This window comes from Micromonospora sp. NBC_00821, assembly GCF_036347035.1.
Classification (GTDB): Bacteria; Actinomycetota; Actinomycetes; order Mycobacteriales; family Micromonosporaceae; genus Micromonospora; species Micromonospora hortensis.
On record NZ_CP108880.1, the window covers coordinates 4,218,386 to 4,239,252 of the forward strand.

The window sequence follows — 20,867 nt, forward strand, 5'->3', positions numbered from 1 at the left end:
AGTGTGGTCCCGGTCACGAAGCGTGTCAAGAGGGTGGTCCCGATCGACGAACACACCGTTGACACGCACCGTGCGGCGTCGCATGCTGTCCCGGCGGACAGGTGTCCGCAGAACGGGCGGAAACATGGTGCAGCATTCGACAGGCCCACTGGCCGGCCTGCTCGTCGCGGACTTCTCCCGGATCCTCGCCGGGCCGTACGCGACGATGCTCCTGGCCGACCTGGGCGCCCAGGTGATCAAAGTGGAGAGCCCCGGTGGCGACGACACCCGCACCTGGATGCCGCCCACCCGCGACGGGGTCTCGACGTACTACCTCGGCATCAACCGCAACAAGCGGTCGGTCGCCCTGGACCTCAGGAAACCCGACGACCTGGCCGCCGCGCAGGAGTTGGCCCGCCGCGCCGACGTGCTGATCGAGAACTTCCGGCCCGGTGGCCTCGCCCGGTTCGGCCTCGACTACGACACCGTCACCGCGAACAACGACAAGATCGTGTACGCGAGCATCAGCGGCTTCGGCACCGGCGCCGGTAAGGACTTCCCCGGCTACGACCTCATGGTGCAGGCGATCTCGGGCCTGATGAGCCTCACCGGCGACCCGGACGGATCGCCGTACCGGGCCGGCATCTCCGTCTTCGACGTGATGGCCGGGCTGCACGCCAGCATCGGCATCCTCGCCGCGCTGCACCACCGTGGCGAGACCGGACGAGGCCAGCACGTCGAGGTCAACCTGCTCAGCTCGGCGCTGTCCGGGTTGGTCAACCACTCCAGCGGCTACGTCGCGGGCGGCACCGTCCCGTTCCGGATGGGCAACGCGCACCCCAGCCTCTTCCCGTACGAGCCACTGCCCACCGCCGACGGCGACCTGATCGTCATCGCCGGCAACGACGGGCAGTTCCGCAAGCTCTGCCAGGTGCTCGACCTGCCCGGCCTGCCGGACGACAGGCGCTTCGGCCGCAACCAGGACCGCACGGCCAACCGCGAACAACTGCGGCCGCTGCTTGTCGAACGCCTCGCCAAGCGGACCACTGACGAGTGGTTCCGGGACCTGCTCGCCGCCGGCGTCCCGTGCGCGCCGATCAACACCATCGACGGTGGTGTGGCGCTCGCCGAGGAGCTGGGCCTCGACCCGGTCGTCACCGTCGGAGACGTGCCCGGTGTCCGCAACCCCATCACCTTCTCCGACACCCCGGCCCGGTACGAGCTACCGCCGCCGGGGCTCGACGAACACGGCGAGGAGATCCGCGCGTGGCTGAAGAACTGAGCTTCCCCACCGGGATCGGCACCTCCGACCCGACCACCATCTCCCTGCTCGGGCAGGACCTGGCCGCCGACCTCATGGGCACTGTGGGCTTCGGCGAGCTGGCGTACTGGCTGGTCGCCGGCCGCCGCCCCACCCCGGGTGAGGTACGGGTCTTCGAGGCGGTGCTGGTGGCCCTCGCCGACCACGGCTTCACCCCGACGGCGATCGCCGCCCGGCTGACGTACCTGTCCGCGCCCGAGTCGTTGCAGGGCGCGCTCGCCGCCGGCCTGCTCGGCGGCGGCTCCCGCTTTCTCGGTGTCACCGAGGACTGTGGACGCTTCCTCGCCGACACGCTCGCCCAGGCCGGCGACGTGACCGACTACGACGCGGTGGCGCTCGACGCGGTCACCCGGGCCAAGCGGGAGCGTCGACTGGTCCCCGGGCTCGGGCACCCCGTGCACAAGGAGCAGGACCCACGCACCCCCGTGCTGATCAGGATCGCCACCGAGGAGGGTCTGCACGGCCCGCACCTGCGGCTGTTCGAGGCGATCGGACGCGTCCACCCGCAGGTGCTCGGCCGCACCCTGCCGCTCAACGGCGCCGGAGTCTGCGGGGCGGCCCTCGCCGACCTCGGGCTCCCGGTCGAGATGCTGCGCGGTTTCGCCCTGCTGGCCCGCGCGGCGGGGCTGCTCGGGCACCTCGCCGAGGAGCGACGACGACCGCTCGGCATGGACATCTACCGCACCGTCGACCGCAACGCCGTCTACGAACCCTGATCTGCTCTTCCACCCCCGAAAGGAGCGGGAATGGCCTCCATCGTCGCGGTCATCGCCTCCACCCACCACCCCTTCTACTACCGGGCCAGCACCGCGACCGGCGAGGATCGGCCACCATTCGCCGACGAGTGGACCCGCAAGATCCTGGCGTTCCGGGAGACGTTGACCCGAGCCCGGCCCGACGTGCTGGTGATGGTCGGCTCCGACCACTTCCACCAACTCTGGCTGGACAACATGCCACAGTTCCTGGTCGGCAAGGCGCCCCACTACGACGCCAACTGGTACAACGAGGAGCGCGAGTTCGGGCTGCCCCGGATGCTGCTCAAGGGCCAGGAGGACCTGTCCGGGCACATCCTGCGGGCCGGGCTCGACGCCGGCTTCGACCTCGCGTTCAGCAACGAGCTGCGCATCGACCACAGCATCACCTGCCCGATCATCACGCTGCGGCCCGAGGCCGACCTGCCGATCGTGCCGATCTACACCAACATCTTCGCGCCGCCGCTGCCGCAGCCGAAGCGCTTCGTCCAGCTCGGCCAGAGCATCCGCGACATCGTCGAGTCGTGGCCGTCGCACCTGCGGGTGGCGGTCATCGGCACCGGCCACCTCTCACTGGAGCTGGGCGGCCCCCGGCAGTTCGGCCCGCACGGCCCGGACCCGGAGTTCGACCAGCGGGCCGTCGAGTGGATCGCCAACGGCGACCTGGACGAGTGCCTGCGCGAGGTCACCCTGGACAGCCTGCACTCGCCGGGCAACGCCACCCACGGCTTCATGGACTTCATGCTGATGATGGGCGTGGCCGGCGCCGGCGTGAAGGCCGACTACGTGGACACGCTCGATCTGTTCCACACCATGGAGGCGTACTTCACCTGGTACCCGAACGGAGCGCCAGCATGAGCAAGTATCTGCTGAACAAGTTCCTCTTCATGGTCGACCGGGACCCGGAACTGGTCGAGCGCTACCGCAGCGAGCCGCGTGAGCTGGTCGCCTGGTGGGAGGCCGAGTGCGCCAACACGGTGCTGAACTGCCACACCGGCGAGGCGAGCACCTGGTTGCGCTTCGACGACGTGGAGCGCGAGGCGTTGGCCACCCACGACCACGTGAAGCTCTTCGAGTTGGGCGCGCACCCGTTCCTCACCCTGACCCTCTTCATTGCCCTCTTCGAGCGGGACAACACACAGCCGCTGGAATACCAGAAGTCCTACGGCGCGCGACTGGCCCACTTCTCGATGCCCTACCCGGACATCGCGACGTGATCCGCGCGGCTGTGCTCACCACCTGCGGCGCCGCACCGACGATCGCCGAGCGGCCGGTGCCCGTACCGGCCGACGGTGCGGTGGCGGTCACCGTCGAGGCCGTGCCGATCACCCCGCTGGACGTGCTCTGCGCCAGCGGCACCAGCTATTTCGGACCGCCGAGCACCCCGTACGTGCCGGGTGTGCAGGGGGTCGGTCGGCTCGCCGACGGCACCGCGGTCTGGTTCGGCACGTCGGCCGGGATGCGCTCCGGTGTCGACGGCAGCATGGCGACCACCGTCACAGTGCCCACCGTCGACGTGGTGGCGCTGCCGGCCGGCGTACCGCTGACCCTGCTCGCGGCCCTCGGCCTCTCCGCTGTCGCCGCGCACGCGGCGCTGACCCACGCCGGCGGCCTCGCGGCCGGCGAACAGGTCATCGTGCTCGGCGCCGGGGGTGTGGTCGGTCAGGCCGCCGTCCAGCTCGCCCTGCTCGGTGGCGCCCGCCGGGTCATCGCCGTGGCCCGGTCGGCCGCGGCGCGGGCCCGCGCCGAGGAACTCGGCGCCGCCGTCGCGGTCCCGCTGCTCCCCGACGACGATGTCGCGTCGATGGCCGACCGGCTGCGCCACGCCGCCGACGGGCCGGTCGACCTCGTCCTCGATCCGGTCTTCGGTGTCCCGGCCGCGGCGGCGTTGCGGGTGCTGCGCCCGGGCGGGCGATTGGTCAACCTGGGTAGCGCGGCCGGCGCGACAGCACCCATCGAGTCCGCCGTGCTGCGCAGCGGCGCGTTGCGGATGATCGGCTACACCAACAACGGGTTGTCGACCGCCGAGCGGGCCGCCGCGCTGACAGTGGTGGCCGGGCACGCGGCGGCCGGCCGGCTCACCGTCGACCACGAGATAGTGCCGTTCGACGCCATCGCGGAGGCCTGGGCCCGACAGGACGCCGGCACCACCGCCGGCCGGATCGTCCTCGCGCTCTGAGGGGGCCGAGCCCCAGCCAGGGATCGCGGAACCGTGGATAAACCGCACCTGGTTGGGGTTCGGCGGCGGTGCGACGGTCGGTCCATGACACCTTCCACCTACACCGTCGCCGGCCACTGGATCGGTGGCGAGACCGTCACCGGCTCCGCCGGCACCCTTCCCGTCGTGAACCCGGCCACCGGCGAGGTCGTCGCCGAGACCCCGGCCGGCACCGCCGCCGACGTCGACAGCGCCGTCGCCGCCGCCCGAGCCGCCTTCCCGGCCTGGTCGGCGACCACCCCGCAGCACCGGGCGGACGTGCTGCGCCGCCTCGGCGCCGGCCTCGCCGCCCGCACGGAGGAGATCGCTCAGGCGATCACCGCCGAGATGGGCTCTCCGATCGGTATGTCCCGGACCGCCCAGGTCGCGTTCCCGGCCGCCGTGGTCGAGTCCGTCGCCGGCCTGGCCGACGACTTCGCCTGGACCGAGGAGGTCGGCAACTCGCTGATCGTCCGCGAGCCGATCGGTGTCGTCGGCGCGATCACGCCGTGGAACTTCCCGCTCCAGCAGATCGTCTCCAAGCTGGCGCCGGCCCTGCTCGCTGGCAACACGATGGTCTTCAAGCCGTCCGAGAACGCCCCGCTGACCGCGCGCGTCCTCGCCGAGGCCGCCGCCGAGGCCGGCGTACCGGCGGGTGTCTTCAACGTCGTCTACGGCACCGGCGCGACCGTCGGCGAGGCGATCTCCGCCCACCCGGACATCGACATGATCTCCTTCACCGGCTCCACCCGGGCCGGGCAGCGGATCTCCGCGGTGGCCGCGGCGACCGTCAAGCGGGTCGCGCTGGAGCTGGGCGGCAAGGGCGCGAACATCATCCTCGACGACGCCGACGTGCCCGCCGCTGTCGAGCGGGGTCTCATGATGGCGTTCAGCAACGGCGGTCAGGTCTGCGGCGCGTGGCCGCGGATGCTGGTACCCGCCTCCCGCCAGGACGAGGTCGTGGCGTTGGCCGTCGAGGCCGCGAAGCAGTACACCGTCGGCGACCCGGGCGACGAGGCCACCCGGATCGGCCCGATGGCGTCCGAGACCCACCGGCAGAAGGTCGTCGGCTACATCGAGCGGGGCATCGCCGACGGCGCCCGGCTCGTGTTCGGCGGCCCGCAGCGGCCCGAGGGGCTGACCGTCGGGGCCTACGTCCAACCGACGATCTTCGCCGACGTCGACCCGGCCTCCGCGATCGCCCAGGAGGAGATCTTCGGCCCGGTGCTGACGATCATCCCCTACGCCGACGAGGAGGAGGCCGTGGCCATCGCCAACGGCACGCTGTACGGCCTGACCAGCGGCGTCTTCGGTGAGCCGGAGCACGCGTTGGCGATCGCCCGGCGGCTGCGCGTGGGCCAGGTCGACGTGAACGCCGGCCACTGGAACCCGCTCGCCCCGTTCGGCGGCTACAAGCACTCCGGCAACGGCCGCGAGTTCGGCCGCTTCGGGCTGGAGGAGTTCCTGGAAACCAAGTCCATCCAGCGCTAACCGCACCAGCCCCTCGCCCCGGCCCGCCCCGCCCGTCCCGCGCGCCCCGCCCCGCCCGCGCCGATCTTGCACTTTCGGATGCCGACATGGGGTGTTACAACCCTTATGTCTCGACAGAAGGTGCAAGATCGCGAGATCAAAGGGCGGGGCGGGGCCGGGGCGCGGGGTGGAACACCGGGGCAGGGATGGTCTGTTGCAATCCATGTGCCGGTCCGCCCGCCGGCACCCACCGATCGGAGACACCCGTGGACCGCGCCCAACTCGCCAGCTTCCTGCGCACCCGCCGCGAGGCGCTCCAGCCCGAGGACGTCGGGTTGCCCCGGGGCCCCCGTCGGCGTACCGGAGGGCTACGGCGCGAGGAAGTCGCCGCGTTGAGCGGGATGTCCACCGACTACTACAGCCGGTTGGAGCAGCAGCGCGGACCGCACCCCTCGGAGCAGATGCTCGCCGCCCTGGCCCGGGGCCTGCGGCTCACCCTCGCCGAACGCGACCACCTGTTCCAGCTCGCCGGTCACGCCGTTCCGCGCCGCGCGGTGCGGGCCGACCACGTGAACCCGGGAATGATGCGCATCCTCGACCGGATGCACGACACCCCGGCCCAGGTGGTGAACCACCTGGGCGAGACCCTGGCGCAGACCGCCCCGGCCGTCGCCCTGCTCGGTGACGAGACCCGGTACACCGGGTTGGCGCGCAGCGCGCACCACCGCTGGTTCACCGACCCGACGGCACGGCAGCTGCACCCGGCGCAGGACCACCAGACGCAGAGTCGACTGCTCGTGGCGCACCTGCATGCGGCGTACACCCGCGACGGGCGCGGCTCGCGGGCCGCCGCGCTCGTCGACGACCTGCTGGCCAGGAGCCCGGAGTTCGCGCACCTGTGGCGGGAGCACCCGGTGCCCGCCGGCTACTGCCCACCGAAGCACTTCGTGCACCCGGAGGTCGGGGCGTTGGAGCTGCACTGCCAGACGCTGGTGGATCCCGACCAGTCACAGACACTGTTGGTCTTCACCGCCGTACCCGGGTCGCCGAGCGACGAGAAGCTGCGCCTGCTCGCCGTCATCGGCGGTCAGCTCGTCTGACGGCGATCAGCTCGGTCGGGGATAGCGGGCCGGGCTGACACCCAGGTAGCGCCGGAAGTGGCGGGTCAGGTGCGCCTGGTCGAAGAACCCGGCCGCGACGGCGGTCTCGACGGGCCGCTGCCCGGCGAGGAGCAGGCGACGCGCCAGCTCGACCCGACGGCCAGTCAGGTACGAGTGCGGTGGCACACCGTGCGCCTGGGTGAACGTCCGGACCAGGTGGGTCGGGTGGGCGTGCAGCAGCTCCGCCGCCTCCCCCAGCGTGACGCCCTCGACGGTCCGGGCGTCGAGCAGCTCCCGTAGTCGCACAGCGAGGCCGCGTCCAGGAGGCAGGACACCTGCCGGGGAGCGCTGGCGGAGCTGACGGCGGAGCCGGTCCAGGATGAACGCCAGCCGGCTCTCGGCCTCGAACTCGTCGCCGGGTGTGGCGAGCACCTGGTGCAGGTGGTGAATCCGGTCGCGCAGCTGCGGATCGGCCAGGTCCGGTTCGTCGACGGCCCGGCCGACCAGCTCGGCGTCGAGCGCCGAGGTGTCGAGGTACAGGACCCGCTTGCGGAAGCCGTCCGGTGTGGCGGAGCTGCCGTCGTGCGGAACGTACGGCGGCAGGAGGGTGACCGACGTGCGCAGCGCGCCGTGCCGGTGCCGGTCCAGGTCGAAGCGGACCGCGCCGTCGTCGACGATCAACAGCGTCCACACGTCGTGGATGTGCCGGGGGTAGGCGTGGTCGACGAAGTGGGCGTGGAAGACCTCGGCGATCCCGGCTACCGCGGGTCGCCACGCGCTGACGTGCGAGCCCGCCGGGCGGGTGTCCACGCTAAGAACGTACAAGACCGACAGGCGTCGGGGCGGGCAGGCTCGACGGCATGACCGAACCGATCCGCTTTCCCACCAAGATCGCCGTACTGCTCCGCAACGACCTGGCGAGCTGGCAACGGCTGAACGTCACGGCCTTCCTGGTCAGCGGCATCGCGAGCACGCTGCCGGAGCTGGTCGGCGAGGAGTATTGCGACGCGGACGGCACCAGCTACCTGCCGATGTTCGGCCAGCCGGTGCTGGTCTTCGCCGGTGACCGGGCGACGGTGGTCGGCGCGCACTCGCGCGCCCTGGCCCGTGGCCTGCGGCTGGCGATCTTCACGTCCGAGCTGTTCGCCACCGGCAACGACCGGGACAACCGCGCCGCCGTGCAGGCGGTCGGACGGGAGAAGCTCGACCTGGTGGGCCTGGCGCTGCACGCGCCGCGCAACGTGGTGGACAAGGTGCTCAAGGGTGCGTCCATGCACCCGTAACGGCATCCGTGGCGACGAAGACATTGATATCGGTGTGTATGACTGTAATGATTAACACACTTTACAGTTGTTTCGCCGCCCCGGAAGGACCCCCACATGGCGCGACGATCGGCCGGGCTCCTGCCCCGCCGCCCCCGCATCAGACTGACCTCCGCGCTCGCCGCGGCCCTGCTCGCCGTACCGACCGGCCTGATCGTCGGCGCATCGCCCGCGGCGGCGGCCGCGACGGGCGCCATCACCGGGTACGGCGGCAAGTGCGTCGACGTGGCCGCCGCGAACCCTGCCAACAACACACCGGTGCAGCTCTTCGCCTGCAACGGCTCCACGGCGCAACAGTGGACGGTGGCCGACGACGGCACGATCCGGGCGCTGGGCAGGTGCCTGGACATCGCCGCCGCCAGCACTGCCAACGGCGCCCGGGTGCAGATCTACGACTGCAACGGCACCGGAGCACAGCAGTGGTCGCCCAGCGCCGGGCAACTGGTCAACCCGACCTCGGGCAAGTGCCTCGACGCGACCGGCCCCAGCTCGGCCGACGGCACCCCGCTGCAGATCTGGAGCTGCACCGGCACCGCCAACCAGACCTGGGCACTGCCCACCGGCGGCGGCACCACACCGCCGCCCTCCGGTGGTTTCACCCACCCGGGCGTGCTGGTCAGCCGAGGCCAGCTCGACTTCGTCCGTGGCCGGGTACAGGCCGGCGCGCAGCCGTGGGCGGCGGCCTACAACCAGATGATGGGCAGCCGGTACGCCTCCCTGTCGCGCACCCCGGCGCCCCGTTCGGTGGTCGAGTGCGGTTCCTACTCCAACCCGAACAACGGCTGCACCGACGAGCGGGAGGACGCGATCGCCGCGTACACCGACGCGCTCGCCTGGTACGTCACCGGTGACGCCCGGTACGCGCAGAAGTCGATCCAGATCATGGACGCGTGGTCGGCCACCATCACCGCCCACACCGGCAGCAACGCCCCACTGCAGACCGGCTGGGCCGCCTCGGTCTGGCCCCGGGCCGCCGAGATCATCAAGTACACGTACACGAGTTGGCCCAACGCCAACCGCTTCGCCACCATGCTGCGCAACGTCTACCTGCCGGTGGTGCGCAACGGGTCGAACAGCAATGGCAACTGGGAACTGACGATGATGGAGGCCGCCGTCGGCATCTCGGTCTTCCTGGAGGACCGGTCCGCCTACGACGCGGCGGTCAGCCGCTTCCTCAACCGCACCCGTGCCTTCGTCTACCTGCCCAGCGACGGCGCGCTGCCGTATACGATGCCCGGCAGCGGCCTGGACACCAGCGCGGAGATCATCGGCTACTGGCAGGGCCAGTCCACCTTCGTCGCCGGCCTCGCCCAGGAGACCTGCCGCGACTTCGTCCACACCGGGTACGGGATCTCCGCCATCTCGCACGTCGCGGAGACCTCACGGATCCAGGGACGGGACCTGCACCCACAGGTCGGTGAGCGGCTGCGTCAGGCGCTCGGCTTCCACTCGCGCTACCAGCTCGGCGAGGCGCCACCCTCCTGGCTCTGCGGCGGCAGCCTCACCCGGGGCCTCGGGCCGATCACCGAGGTCGGCTTCAACGCGATGAGCACCCGGCTGGGCAACGTCATGACCAACACCCAGACCCTCACGCTGCAACAACGCCCGGCCGGCACCAACAACCTCTTCGTCGCCTGGGAGACGCTGACCCACGCCAACAACCCCAACTGACCAGGCCGTCGTGGGGTGGCGCCACGATGCGGTGCCACCCCACGACGGTGCTCAGTTGTCGGCCCCCAGCGCCTCCACCGGGCTGACCCTCGACGCCCGACGGGCCGGTAGCACCCCGGCCAGCGCGGTCAGCCCGACCAGCACCACGAAGAGCCCCGCCAGCGGCAGCAGCGGCGCGGTCAGCGGAGCCTCGATCCCGAGGGTCTGGACCGCCAACCAGGCGTACGGAATGCCGAGCACCAGGCCGATGGTCGCGCCGATCACACCGTACAGGCCGGACTCGACGGTGAGCATGGTGCGCAGACCGGTCCGGGACAGCCCGATCGCCCGGAGCAACCCGGACTCGCGTACCCGCTCCACCACCGAGAGCGCGGTCGTGGAGCCCACGCCGACCACAGCGATCAGCACGGTCAGGCTGACCAGACCGACAGCGATCCAGACCAGGGTGCGCACCAACGCGTCGTTGCGGTCCCGTTCGTCGGCGAGCACCGCGAGGCCCACCCCGTCGCTGCCACCGATCGCCTGCCGCAGCGCCCGCACGCCGGCGGTACGACCGTCCTCGCCGGCGCCGGCCGCATCGGCCAGCAGACCGCTGTACGCGGCCGGCACACCGAGCCGGTCCAGGTCGGCCGGATCGGCGAGGATGCCCGCGTGTAGCGGCCCGTCACCGGGCAGGACCGCGACCACCCGCACGTCGACACTGCCGGTGGCGACGGCGAGCGTGACCGTGTCGCCGGCCCGCAGACCCGCGTCCCGCGCGACCCAGCTGTTGAGCACGATCCGGCCGGGGCCACGATCGGTCAGGCTGCCCTGGGCCACGTCCAGGGCGCCGGTGCTCGGCAGCGCGGCCAGGTTCAGGTCGCTGGTCGGATAACCGGCCTCGACGTCGCCGAGCTTGTCCGCGCCGCGCAGCAGCGTGGCGTCACCGACCATCCGGTACGGCACCACCCTCGCCAGCGCGCCGCGCGCCGCCTCGGCCCGGGTCACGACGGCCGGCGGAAGCGTCCCACCGTTGCTGGTGACCTCGAAGTCGGTCGGGGCCGAGAGCGCCATCTCGCGGTCGGCGAGGATCTGCAGCGACGCGCCGCCGATGACCACCCCGGAGATCAGGGTCACGCCGAGCGCGACCACGACGGAGACCGCAGCGGCGCGGCGCGGCGTCCCGCCGATCCCGCCGACCGACATCCGTCCGAGCGGCCCGAGCTGGCGCAGCGGCCAACCCACCACTGCCAGCACCGGGCGTACCAGCAGCGGCCCGAGGGCCACCAGCGCGAAGAACGCCAACGCGCCGGACCCGACCAGCAGGAACAGTGGCATCGACGGGTCGTAGTCCGACTGCTCCGGCTTCGGCAACTGACTGATCGTCCCGACCGCCGCCAGGATCGTGCCGACGGCCAGGAGCAGCCCGAAGACCAGACGCAGCACGCCGATGCCGCGGCGGCCGGCGGTGACGCTCGCCGCCCGCAGTGCCTCCAGTGGGGAGACCCGGGCGGCCGACAGCGCCGGCGCCAGCACGGCCAGCACGGTGATCACGACGGCACCGATCACCACAGTGACCGCCTCCGCCAGTGGCAGGCCCGGCGAGGAGACCTCGTGGCCGGTGGCGCGCAGGATCGCCGGCAGCGCGTACCCGAGAGTGAGGGCGCTGGCGACCCCGACGACGCCGGCGACCAGCCCGGTCAGGGCTCCCTCGGCGGTCAGGGCCCCCACCAGGGTGGCCCGATTCGCGCCGACCGCCCGCAGCAGCGCGAGCTGCCGCATCCGCTGCGCGAAGACGATGCGGAAGGTCGAGGTGACCACCAGCGCGGCAGCGACGACAGCGATGGAGACGAACATGCCGACCAGGATGAAGAGTCTCCCGACCTGTTGGGCCGCCGCCTGGGCCTCAGACTCGCGCACCTCGGCGCCGGAGCGGATCGGCTGGCCGGCGACCGCTGCTGTCACCCGTTGGCGGACCGCGTCGGTCGAGGCGCCGGGGGCCACCCGCACGTCGACGCGCTCCACGGTCGTCAGGCGCGCCCAGGCGATCACGGCGCTGTCCGGGGCGTACGCGTCGTAACCGGCGTCGACGCCGCTCTCCACCAGGCCGGTCACTGTGAGCGGGGCGGGCGTGGTGAGTTCACCGCCGGTGCCGCTGGTGGTGGTGCCGACCGAGAGCCCGAGCCGTTCGGCGGTACGCGGCGTGATCGCGATCTCGCCGGGCTGATCCGGGTAGCTACCCTCGATCACTCGGACCGTGGTCAGCGGGCCGGTGCCCGGATCGGACTGGAGGTTGAGGTACCCCTCGCCGATGGAGACCCCCGTCGAGACCCGGGCCACCGCCTCGGCCACCCCGGGCACGGCCCGGATCTGCCGCACGTCGGCCACTGCGGGTGGCGGCACGTCGACGCTGCCGATCACCAGGTCGGTGACGGCCGGGGTGCCGCTGAGGTTGTCCCGCACGGTCCGTTCGGTGATCTGCTGCACCAGCACGGTGCCGAACACGACGAACGACGCGACCAGGATCGCCAGGCCGGTCAGGATCAGCCGGCCGGGCCGCCGGGCCGCGGCGGTCGTCTGGGTACGCAGCACCGTCGCCCTCATCGGCGGGCCGCCAGGTCACGCAGGGCGTCGGTGACCGACACCTGGTTCGGCTTGTCGATCTCGCCGGCCAGCCGCCCGTCGGCGAGCAGCACCACCCGGTCGGCGTACGCGGCGGCGATCGGGTCGTGGGTGACCATGACGACGGTCTGGCCCAGGTCGCGTACCGAGTCGCGCAGGATGGTGAGCACCTCCGCCCCGGAGCGGGAGTCGAGGTTGCCGGTCGGCTCGTCGGCGAAGACCACCTCGGGCCGTGCCACCAGCGCCCGGGCCAGCGCCACCCGCTGCTGCTGGCCGCCGGACAGCTCGCTGGGCCGGTGGTTCAAGCGGTCGCCGAGGCCCAGCACCCGCACCAGGTGCGCGAGCAGTTCCGCGTCGGGCTGCCGACCGGCGAGGTCCAGCGGCAGCGTGATGTTCTGCGCGGCGGTGAGCTGCGGCAGCAGGTTGAAGGACTGGAAGACGAACCCGATCCGCTCCCGGCGTACCCGGGTCAGCGTCCGGTCCGACTGGCCGGTCAGCTCCGTGCCGCCGAGCAGGACGCGACCGGAGGTGGCAGTGTCGAGGCCGGCGAGGCAGTGCATCAGCGTCGACTTGCCGGACCCGGACGAGCCCATGATCGCGGTGAACTCGGCCCGGCCGAAGCCGACCGAGACCCCGTCCAGGGCACGGACGGCGGTGTCGCCGCTGCCGTACACCTTCACCAGGTCGACCGCGGCGACCGCGGCGTGGCTGGTCTCCGGCGGGGCGTGGGTTGTCATCGTTCCTCCAGTGGCTGCGTGGTGACCGGCACAGCGTCGCCGCCACCGGCGGGTGCGCGCATCGGCCCGGGGCCGGGTATCGCCGGTGCCGGGTCTGCCTTTTGGCCGATCCGCCACCTCCACCCAGCTGGCTACGCTGGGTCACCATGAGCACGCCGGATCTTCGACGTCTGTGGGTACGCCTGGCCCAAGCAGCCGGGCTGGTGGCCTTCGGCCTGCTCGCCCTCTTCGACTTCGCGGCCAGCACGGCGGATAACTCCGGCATCGGTACTCTTCTGCTCCTGCTGGTGCCGATGGGGTTGGCGGTGGCGACGGTGCCGCTGTGGCTGCCGGTGCATCGGCTGGGCTCCCGCCGGCTGCCGCTGGCCGCGCTGGCACTCGCCACCGCCTCACTGGCCGTGACCGCAGGGGTGGTGCTCCTCTCCGGAGGCGGCGGCATCCTGCTCGCCCGCACTTGGGGGCTCGCCGAGTCGGCAGGGCTGATCGGCGTGGTCTTCGTGGTGAGCCGCTGGGGCGCGCCGCGGCTCGCCCCGTGGGCCGCGGTGGCCGCCGGGCTCGCCGTCGCCGCGATGCCGCTGCGCGTCGGCACCGAGAACCTGCTGGTGATCTTCGGCCTGCTCCAGGTGCTCGCCGCGGCCGGCGCCGCTGGGGTGGGGCTCTACCTGCGCGTCATGGCCGCCGGCCGGGAGCGGGCCATCGCGCTGGTCCGGGCCGAGCAACGTGCCGAGTTCGCCCGGGATCTGCACGACTTCATCGCCCACCACGTCACCGGCATCGTGGTCCAGGCACAGGGTGCCCGGTTCGTCGCCGAGCAGGACCCGCAACGGGTGATCGTCGCCCTGGAACAGATCGAGCGGGCCGGCGCGGAGACGATGGCGTCGATGCGGCGGATGGTCGGCATCCTGCGCAACCCGGACGCCCCGCCGGACGCGCCGCTGGCGCCACTGGCCGGGGTGACCGAGCTGGAGCCGCTGCTGGCCGGGTTCAACGGCGCGGCGAACGCGCCGGCTCGACTGCACGTCGACGGCGACCTGAACGGACTGCCGGTGGAGGTGTCGACGTCGGCGTACCGGGTGGTGATGGAAGGGCTGACCAACACCCGCCAGCACGCGCCGGACGCGCGGTCCGTGGACGTGGCGGTGCGGCGTACCCCCGACTGGTTGCTGGTCCGGGTAGCCGACGACGGCGCGTCGCCGCGCACCGCGCCGGCCCGGGGGCACGGCTTCGGCCTGATCGGCCTCACCGAGCGGGTACGCGCCCTCGGCGGCACGATCACCGCAGGGCCCGGCGTCGCCGGTGGCTGGGTGCTCGACGCGGCGTTCCCGCTCCGCGTGGCGGTGACGCGGTGATCCGGGTGCTGATCGCCGACGACCAGGCCATGGTCCGGACCGGCTTCGGCATGATCATTGGCGCCCAGTCGGACATGGAGGTGGTCGGCGAGGCCGCCGACGGCGTCCAGGCCGTCGAACTGGCCCGACGACTGCGCCCGGACGTGGTGCTGCTGGACATCCGGATGCCCCGCCTCGACGGTCTCGAGGCACTGCGGCTGCTCGCGGGCCCGGGCGTCGCCGACCCGATCCGGGTTGTCGTCGTGACGACCTTCGACCTCGACGAGTACGTGCACACCGCGCTCTCCAACGGCGCGTGCGGCTTCCTGCTCAAGGACTCCGGCCCGGCCCTGCTGGTGGAGGCGGTCCGCGCGGCAGTGTCCGGCGACGCGCTGATCAGCCCCTCGATCACGGTTCGGCTGTTGGAGCACCTCAGCTCGCCGGCCCCGGCGCGCGACGACGCAGGCCTGTCGCCACGGGAACTCGACGTCGTGAAGCTCGTCGCCAGGGGCCTGACCAACGCCGAGATCGCCACCCAACTCTTCATCGCCGTCGGCACTGTCAAGACCCACCTGGCGAGCGTGCAGATGAAACTGAAGGCCCGCAACCGGGTCGAGATCGCCGCCTGGGCGTGGGAACGCCGCCTCGTCGGCTAGATCGGGCTCTGGTGGGCGGCGGCTCGCGGGCGGCGGCTCGCGGGCGGGTTGGTGCCTTGTTCGTTGCCTTTGGAGCTGATGTCGTCAACGAATCAGCGGCACCGGTGGCCACCGATGTCGTAGACGATTCAGCTCCAAAGGCAACGAGCGGCACACATCCACCAGCCCTGGGGCGTCTGCGCGCGCCGAGGTCGGCGGCCGAGCCCGGCGGGGCAGCCTGCCGAACCACAGTGACCTAGTATCGACGGGGATGGATTGATGGAAGCGGTGGGCGGCCGGAGTCGGGGGTATACATCGTGCGCGAACGTCGAAGTCAAGGAATCCGGTCGAAGGCCGCCGCGCTGGTCGCGTCCGCACTGACGGCAACCCTGGTCGCCGCCGGCGCGACGCCGGCGTACGCCGCCGACGACACCACACCGCCCACCGCGCCCGGCCCGATCACCGTCGTCGCCATCGACACCACCTCGGTCGAGCTGACCTGGGCGGCCTCGACCGACGACGTGGGCGTGGTCCGCTACCCGGTCGGCGCGCGATTCGAGGATTCCGGCGCCCAGTATTCGACCGACACCAACAGCATCCGGATCACCAACCTGCGGCCGTCGCGCACGTACACCTTCTCGGTGTGGGCTCTGGACGCGGCTGGCAACAGCTCGGTGTCCAACCCGACACTGCGGCTGACCATGCCACCGGGCGACGACCAACCACCGAGCGCGCCGGGCCAACCGGTGGCGTACGACGTCGCCGCCACACAGGTGTGGCTGCGGTGGGCCCACTCGGTGGAGAACGTCGCGCTCGACCGATACGAGGTGTTCCGGGTCGACGCCGGCGGCACACTCACCCGGGTCCGTGAGGTCTACCAGTACCCGCCCGTGAACAGTGCCCAGATCAGCGGGCTGACGCCGAACACCACGTATACCTTCGTCGTGCAGGCCCGCGACGAAATCGGAAACCTGTCCCCCCTGTCCACACCGGTCACCGTGACCACCCTGCCGCCGCCCCCGAGCTGCACGGTCCGGTCCGACGTGCGGCAGTGGCCGGACGGCTTCGTGGCGCACCTCGTCGTGGAGAACACCGGCGCCACGGCGATCGACGGCTGGACGATGACGTGGCGGTTCTGGGCCAGCCAGCAGGTCCGTGGCATCTGGGGCGCGAAGGTCGTCGACCGCCTCAACAACAGCTACCTGCGGGTGCGCGACACCGGTCGCAACGCGGTGATCCCGCCCGGCGGCACTGTGTCGCTGGGGCTCGTCGCCTCCGGCACGCAACTGCCGGAGGAGATCACGCTGAACGGCGGCCTCTGCACTGTGGCAGACGAATAACGCTCGACTCCGGGGTCTGGCGCGCGCCGCGACATCTTGCGACGCTAACGCCTGTGTATGACTACGACCTGTTGGTGCTGGGCTCCGGGCCCAGCGGTCAGAAGGCCGCGATCGCCGCCGCCAAGCTCGGCAGGCGAGTCGGCATCGTGGAGCGCCGCGACATGATCGGTGGGGTGTGCATCAACACCGGCACCGTGCCCTCCAAGACGCTACGCGAGGCAGTGCTCTACCTGACCGGCCTGAGTCAGCGGGACCTGTACGGCAGCAGCTACCGGGTCAAGGACGACATCACGGTCAGTGACCTGGCCGCCCGGACCCAGCACGTGATCACCAGGCAGACCGACGTCATCCGCAACCAACTGGCCCGCAACCGGGTCGCGATGATCACCGGCACCGGGCGTTTCGCCGACGCGCACTCGATCTGGGTCGACGGCGGCTCCGGCCGCGAGTCCAAGGTGACCTTCGACAAGATTGTCATCGCCGCGGGCACCCGCCCGGCCCGTCCGGACAGCGTCGACTTCGACGACCGGACGATCGTGGACTCCGACGGGGTCATCAACCTCCAGGCCGTACCCCGCAGCATGGTCGTGGTCGGCGCCGGCGTGATCGGCATGGAGTACGCCTCGATGTTCGCCGCCCTCGGCACCAAGGTGACTGTGGTGGAACGCCGCGAGCGGATGTTGGATTTCTGCGACGACGAGGTCGTCGAGTCACTCAAGTACCACCTGCGCGACCTGTCCGTGGCGTTCCGCTTCGGCGAGGAGGTCGCCGCCGTGGAGAAGCACCAGACGGCGGCGCTGTGCATCCTCAAGAGCGGCAAGAAGATCGTCGCCGACACGGTGATGTACTCGGCCGGGCGGCAGGGTCAGACCGACGACCTGGCGCTGGAGGCGGCCGGGCTGGAGGCGGACCGACGCGGCAGGATCACTGTCGACGCCAACTACCGCACCTCGGTGGAGAACATCTACGCCGTCGGCGACGTGATCGGCTTTCCCGCGCTCGCGTCCACCTCGATGGAGCAGGGCCGGCTGGCCGCGCAGCACGCCTGCGGCGAGCCGATCCGGGAGATGCACGGCCTGCAACCGATCGGCATCTACACGATCCCGGAGATCAGCTTCGTCGGGCAGACCGAGGCGCAGCTCACCGAAAGCTCGACACCGTTCGAGGTGGGCATCGCCCGGTACCGCGAATTGGCTCGGGGTCAGATCGTGGGCGACTCGTACGGCATGCTGAAGCTGCTCGTCTCCCCCGACGACGGCCGACTGCTCGGGGTGCACGTGTTCGGCACCGCCGCCACCGAGATCGTCCACATCGGGCAGGCGGTGATGGGCTGCGGCGGCACCATCGACTACCTGGTCGACGCGGTGTTCAACTACCCGACGCTGGCCGAGGCGTACAAGGTCGCCGCCCTGGACGCGTCCAACAAGATCCGCAACATCATCCGCATCGACGGCTAGCCCGCCCCCGGTGGGCCGGTGCGGGGGCGGAAGCCGCCTCCGCACCGGCCGGTGGGGCTTTAGCTTGCCGAGCAGGTGGGACTGAGGCTTCCGGCGGTGCCGTTGGCCTGGAAGCCGTACTCGGTGGATTGTCCGGCGCCGACCCGGCCGTTGTACGCCACGTTCGTCCAGTTCGTCGTGCCGGTGTTACCGCTGCGGTTGGCGTTCCACGCGTTGGTGACCGTCGCGCCGGACGGGAGACCGATGCCGACGGTCCAGCCGCTGATGGCCGACGAACCGGCCGTCACCTTCACCGTGGCCACGAAACCACCCGTCCACTGGTTCACCGACACCGTCGCCGTGCAGCCACCCGAGCCCGGAGGCGGAGTGGTGGGCGGATCGGTCGGCGGGTCGGTCGGCGGGTCCGTCGGCGGGTCCGTCGGCGTGGTGCCGTTGTTCAGCGCGGCGAGGACCGCGTCGTACGCGGGTTTCTTGGAGCCGTTGTTGTTGAACAGCAGCGGGGTCTGCGAAGCTCGCCACGAGTCACTGTCGCGGATGCCCCACACGGTGATGCCGTTGCAGCGGGCCACGGCCAGGCAGTCCTCGACGACGCTGCGGTAGGTGTTCGCCGACGCGCCCTGAATGTCCAACTCGGTGATCTGCACATCCACACCGAGCGCCGCGAAGCTGGACAGCGTGGTGCGGTAGTTGCTCACGTACGGGGATTCGTTGTTGAAGTGCGACTGGAAACCCACGCAGTCGATCGGCACGCCACGGGCCTTGAAGTCGCGCACCATGTTGTAGACGCCCTGGGTCTTGGCGTGCGTCCAGTTGTCGGTGTTGTAGTCGTTGTAGCAGAGCTTCGCGCCCGGATCCGCGGCGCGCGCCGCCCGGAACGCCGCCTCGATCCAGTCGTTGCCGGTGCGCTGGAGGTTGGAGTCGCGACGGCCTCCGGAGCTGCCGTCGGCGAACGCCTCGTTCACCACGTCCCACGCGACGACCTGACCCCGGAAGTGGGTGGCCACCTGCGTCACGTGGTTGAGCATCGCCTGCCGCAGCGCGCTGCCGCTCATGCTCTCCATCCAGCCGGGCTGCTGCGAATGCCACGCCAGCGTGTGACCTCGCACGCTCATCCCACGGCTGCGCGCGTGGTTGACGATCTGGTCCGCCGCCCCGTAGCTGAACTGATTCTGCTGCGGCTCGGTGGCGTTCATCTTCATTTCGTTCTCGGCGGTCACCATGTTGAACTCACGGTTCAAGATCGTGGTGTACGCACTGTCGGAGAGCTTGAATCCGGCCACCGCGGTGCCGAAGTACCGACCCTTCTCGGCGGCGGACGCGCCGAGCGTCGTCCCGGCGGCCGCGGGTGCCGTCGCGAACAGCGCCATGCCGGCGGCGAGGGCACCCGCGCCGGCCAGCGCGATGGCGGCTCTGGATGCCGCCTTCCATCTCGTACTTCTCATTGTGTGACTCCTTCTGGGGGTGGTGGGGTGGGAAGGGAAATCAGGACACCGAACAGGCGGCACCGTTGAGGGCGAACGAGGTGGGCTTGCCGGTGCCGCCCTCGTGCGTGGCCTGGAAGCCGATCTCGACCGACGCGTTCGGGGCGATGGTGTTGTTGTAGGAGACGTTGCGGGCGGTCACCGCACCGCTCGCCGGGGCGTACTGGGCGTTCCAGCCGCTGGTGATGCGCTGCCCGGTGGGCAACGTGAAGGTCAGCGCCCAACCGTTCACGGCGGTGGCACCGGTGTTGGTGATGGCCACGCTCGCGGTGAGGCCGCTGTTCCAGGCGTTGACCGTGTAGCCGACCCGGCAGGCGCCCTCGGTCGGCGGCGGCGTGGTCGGCGGCGGCGTGGTCGGCGGCGGCGTGGTCGGCGGCGGCGTGGTCGGCGGCGGCGTGGTCGGCGGCGCGGTGCCGTCCAGCCCGAAGAAGCGGATCACCTGCGCGGCGTCGACCGGGATGTTGTGCGTGACACCCTGCATGCTGATCGCCTCGACCGGCGCCAACGGACCGCTGCCTCCGTACCGGGTGCGGGTGTAGCCCGACTGCGGGGAATCGGTGTACGTCGGGGTCTGACTCAGCCCGTGCACGTTGGTCCACTGCTTGACCTGCTCGCCGAAGTTCGGGTAGCGCAGCGTCTCGTCGTTGGTGCCGTGCCAGATCTGCATCCGGGGCCGCTGGCCGGTGTAGCCGGGGTACGCCTCCCGGACCAGGTCACCCCACTGCTGCGCGGTCCGGACGAGTTGCCCGTTGGCGCACTGGCTGTTCCACTCCGAGGTGCCGCCGGTGGCGAAGCAAGCGAACGGGACTCCGGCGAACGAGGCGCCCGCCGCGAACACGTCCGGGTAGACGCCCAGCATGACGTTGGTCATCATCGCGCCGGAGGAGGTGCCGGTGGCGAAGATCCGCGCGGGGTCGGCGGAGTAGCGCTGCCGCACGTGGTCGACCATCGACATGAGCCCGACCGGGTCGCTGCCGCCGCCACGGCGTAACGCCTGCGGCGAGTAGACGTCCCAGCACTTGCTGCTGCGGGTTGCCGACGGGTAGATCACGATGAACCCGTACCGGTCGGCGAGTGAGGCGTACTGGGTGCCCGAGTGGAATGCGGGGCCCGTCCCGGTGCAGTAGTGCATGGCCAGGAGGATCGCCGGTCGGGTCGCCACCCGGTCCGGGACGTACAGGTGCATTTGCAGGTTGGTGGGGTTGGTGCCGAAGTTCGTCACCTGCGTGAGCGTCGCCGCCGACGCCGGGGTGGCGAACGTCAAGGCGGCGGCGGCCAGTGTCACGGCCGCCATGACGACGCCAAGCATTCTCGTCTTCAGTGTCATCGTCGCGATCCCTTGCGAAAAAGGCGCGTGGAAGGGGACTTAAGTCGAGGACTGCCCTTCGCCCGACCTTGACCGCGGCTCGCGTGACCATGTCAGCTTCGATCGAGCACCCTCGATTGTCAAGACTTCCGGAAACCTTTCGCCGCAAC

At 71.2% G+C, this 20,867-nt stretch carries 18 protein-coding genes; 13 read left to right on the forward strand and 5 right to left on the reverse strand.

Annotation, left to right across the window (positions count from 1 at the left end; genetic code table 11):
- Positions 1–124 precede the first annotated feature (124 nt).
- The 7 genes from OHB44_RS19410 (at position 125) to OHB44_RS19440 (ending at position 6,819) form a co-directional block, all read left to right on the forward strand.
- Positions 125–1,261, forward strand: a complete 1,137-nt coding sequence (locus OHB44_RS19410; protein ID WP_266302245.1) for a CaiB/BaiF CoA transferase family protein — start codon at positions 125–127, stop codon at positions 1,259–1,261.
- Positions 1,246–2,016, forward strand: coding sequence for a citryl-CoA lyase (locus OHB44_RS19415; RefSeq protein ID WP_238682501.1), 771 nt, complete (start codon positions 1,246–1,248; stop codon positions 2,014–2,016). Before OHB44_RS19410 ends, OHB44_RS19415 begins: the two co-directional genes overlap by 16 nt.
- A 30-nt stretch (positions 2,017–2,046) precedes the next feature.
- Entirely contained in the window at positions 2,047–2,910 is an 864-nt protein-coding gene (locus OHB44_RS19420; RefSeq protein WP_238682502.1) for an extradiol ring-cleavage dioxygenase, read from the forward strand.
- Positions 2,907–3,269 (forward strand): hypothetical protein, encoded by a 363-nt coding sequence (locus OHB44_RS19425; RefSeq protein WP_238682508.1) that lies wholly within the window; start codon positions 2,907–2,909, stop codon positions 3,267–3,269. Before OHB44_RS19420 ends, OHB44_RS19425 begins: the two co-directional genes overlap by 4 nt.
- Complete coding sequence (locus tag OHB44_RS19430) at positions 3,266–4,231, forward strand: quinone oxidoreductase family protein (protein WP_266302243.1); 966 nt, start codon at positions 3,266–3,268, stop codon at positions 4,229–4,231. The genes OHB44_RS19425 and OHB44_RS19430 overlap by 4 nt, the downstream gene beginning before the upstream one ends.
- 84 nt (positions 4,232–4,315) lie before the next feature.
- Complete coding sequence (locus tag OHB44_RS19435) at positions 4,316–5,740, forward strand: aldehyde dehydrogenase family protein (RefSeq protein ID WP_330437782.1); 1,425 nt, start codon at positions 4,316–4,318, stop codon at positions 5,738–5,740.
- Between the two features lie 245 nt (positions 5,741–5,985).
- Complete coding sequence (locus OHB44_RS19440; protein ID WP_330437783.1) at positions 5,986–6,819, forward strand: helix-turn-helix transcriptional regulator; 834 nt, start codon at positions 5,986–5,988, stop codon at positions 6,817–6,819.
- Between the two features lie 6 nt (positions 6,820–6,825).
- Here OHB44_RS19440 and OHB44_RS19445 read toward each other — a convergent pair whose 3' ends face one another.
- A complete protein-coding gene (locus OHB44_RS19445) occupies positions 6,826–7,629 on the reverse strand; it encodes a helix-turn-helix transcriptional regulator (RefSeq protein ID WP_330437784.1) in 804 nt (267 codons plus the stop codon).
- A 50-nt stretch (positions 7,630–7,679) separates the two neighbouring features.
- Between OHB44_RS19445 and OHB44_RS19450 the strand changes: the two genes are divergently transcribed.
- Positions 7,680–8,102 carry a DUF2000 domain-containing protein gene (locus OHB44_RS19450; RefSeq protein ID WP_330437785.1) on the forward strand — a complete coding sequence of 141 codons (423 nt, stop codon included), beginning with the start codon at positions 7,680–7,682 and terminating at the stop codon, positions 8,100–8,102.
- 96 nt (positions 8,103–8,198) lie between these two features.
- Positions 8,199–9,812, forward strand: coding sequence for a ricin-type beta-trefoil lectin domain protein (locus OHB44_RS19455; RefSeq protein ID WP_330437786.1), 1,614 nt, complete (start codon positions 8,199–8,201; stop codon positions 9,810–9,812).
- Positions 9,813–9,863: 51 nt separating this feature from the next.
- Here OHB44_RS19455 and OHB44_RS19460 read toward each other — a convergent pair whose 3' ends face one another.
- Together OHB44_RS19460 and OHB44_RS19465 are read right to left on the reverse strand one after the other, a co-directional pair.
- Positions 9,864–12,395: an ABC transporter permease gene (locus OHB44_RS19460; RefSeq protein ID WP_330437787.1), complete on the reverse strand. Its 2,532-nt coding sequence runs from the start codon at positions 12,393–12,395 to the stop codon at positions 9,864–9,866.
- On the reverse strand, positions 12,392–13,150 hold the full coding sequence (locus OHB44_RS19465; RefSeq protein ID WP_238682516.1) for an ABC transporter ATP-binding protein: 759 nt from the start codon (positions 13,148–13,150) through the stop codon (positions 12,392–12,394). Before OHB44_RS19465 ends, OHB44_RS19460 begins: the two co-directional genes overlap by 4 nt.
- Positions 13,151–13,296: 146 nt before the next feature.
- Here OHB44_RS19465 and OHB44_RS19470 point away from each other — a divergent pair, with 146 nt between their 5' ends.
- The 4 genes from OHB44_RS19470 (at position 13,297) to sthA (ending at position 17,910) form a co-directional block, all read left to right on the forward strand.
- Entirely contained in the window at positions 13,297–14,499 is a 1,203-nt protein-coding gene (locus OHB44_RS19470) for a sensor histidine kinase (protein WP_330437788.1), read from the forward strand.
- A complete protein-coding gene (locus tag OHB44_RS19475; RefSeq protein WP_238682518.1) occupies positions 14,496–15,134 on the forward strand; it encodes a response regulator in 639 nt (212 codons plus the stop codon). The genes OHB44_RS19470 and OHB44_RS19475 overlap by 4 nt, the downstream gene beginning before the upstream one ends.
- Positions 15,135–15,430: 296 nt before the next feature.
- On the forward strand, positions 15,431–16,453 hold the full coding sequence (locus OHB44_RS19480) for a fibronectin type III domain-containing protein (protein WP_266302236.1): 1,023 nt from the start codon (positions 15,431–15,433) through the stop codon (positions 16,451–16,453).
- A 53-nt stretch (positions 16,454–16,506) separates the two neighbouring features.
- Complete coding sequence (sthA, locus tag OHB44_RS19485) at positions 16,507–17,910, forward strand: Si-specific NAD(P)(+) transhydrogenase (RefSeq protein ID WP_238682520.1); 1,404 nt, start codon at positions 16,507–16,509, stop codon at positions 17,908–17,910.
- Between the two features lie 59 nt (positions 17,911–17,969).
- On the opposite strand, the gene OHB44_RS19490 is transcribed toward sthA, so the two are convergent.
- Positions 17,970–19,352 (reverse strand): endo-1,4-beta-xylanase, encoded by a 1,383-nt coding sequence (locus tag OHB44_RS19490; RefSeq protein ID WP_372488260.1) that lies wholly within the window; start codon positions 19,350–19,352, stop codon positions 17,970–17,972.
- A gap of 40 nt (positions 19,353–19,392) precedes the next feature.
- Complete coding sequence (locus OHB44_RS19495) at positions 19,393–20,718, reverse strand: extracellular catalytic domain type 1 short-chain-length polyhydroxyalkanoate depolymerase (RefSeq protein WP_330437789.1); 1,326 nt, start codon at positions 20,716–20,718, stop codon at positions 19,393–19,395.
- Positions 20,719–20,867: the final 149 nt, after the last annotated feature.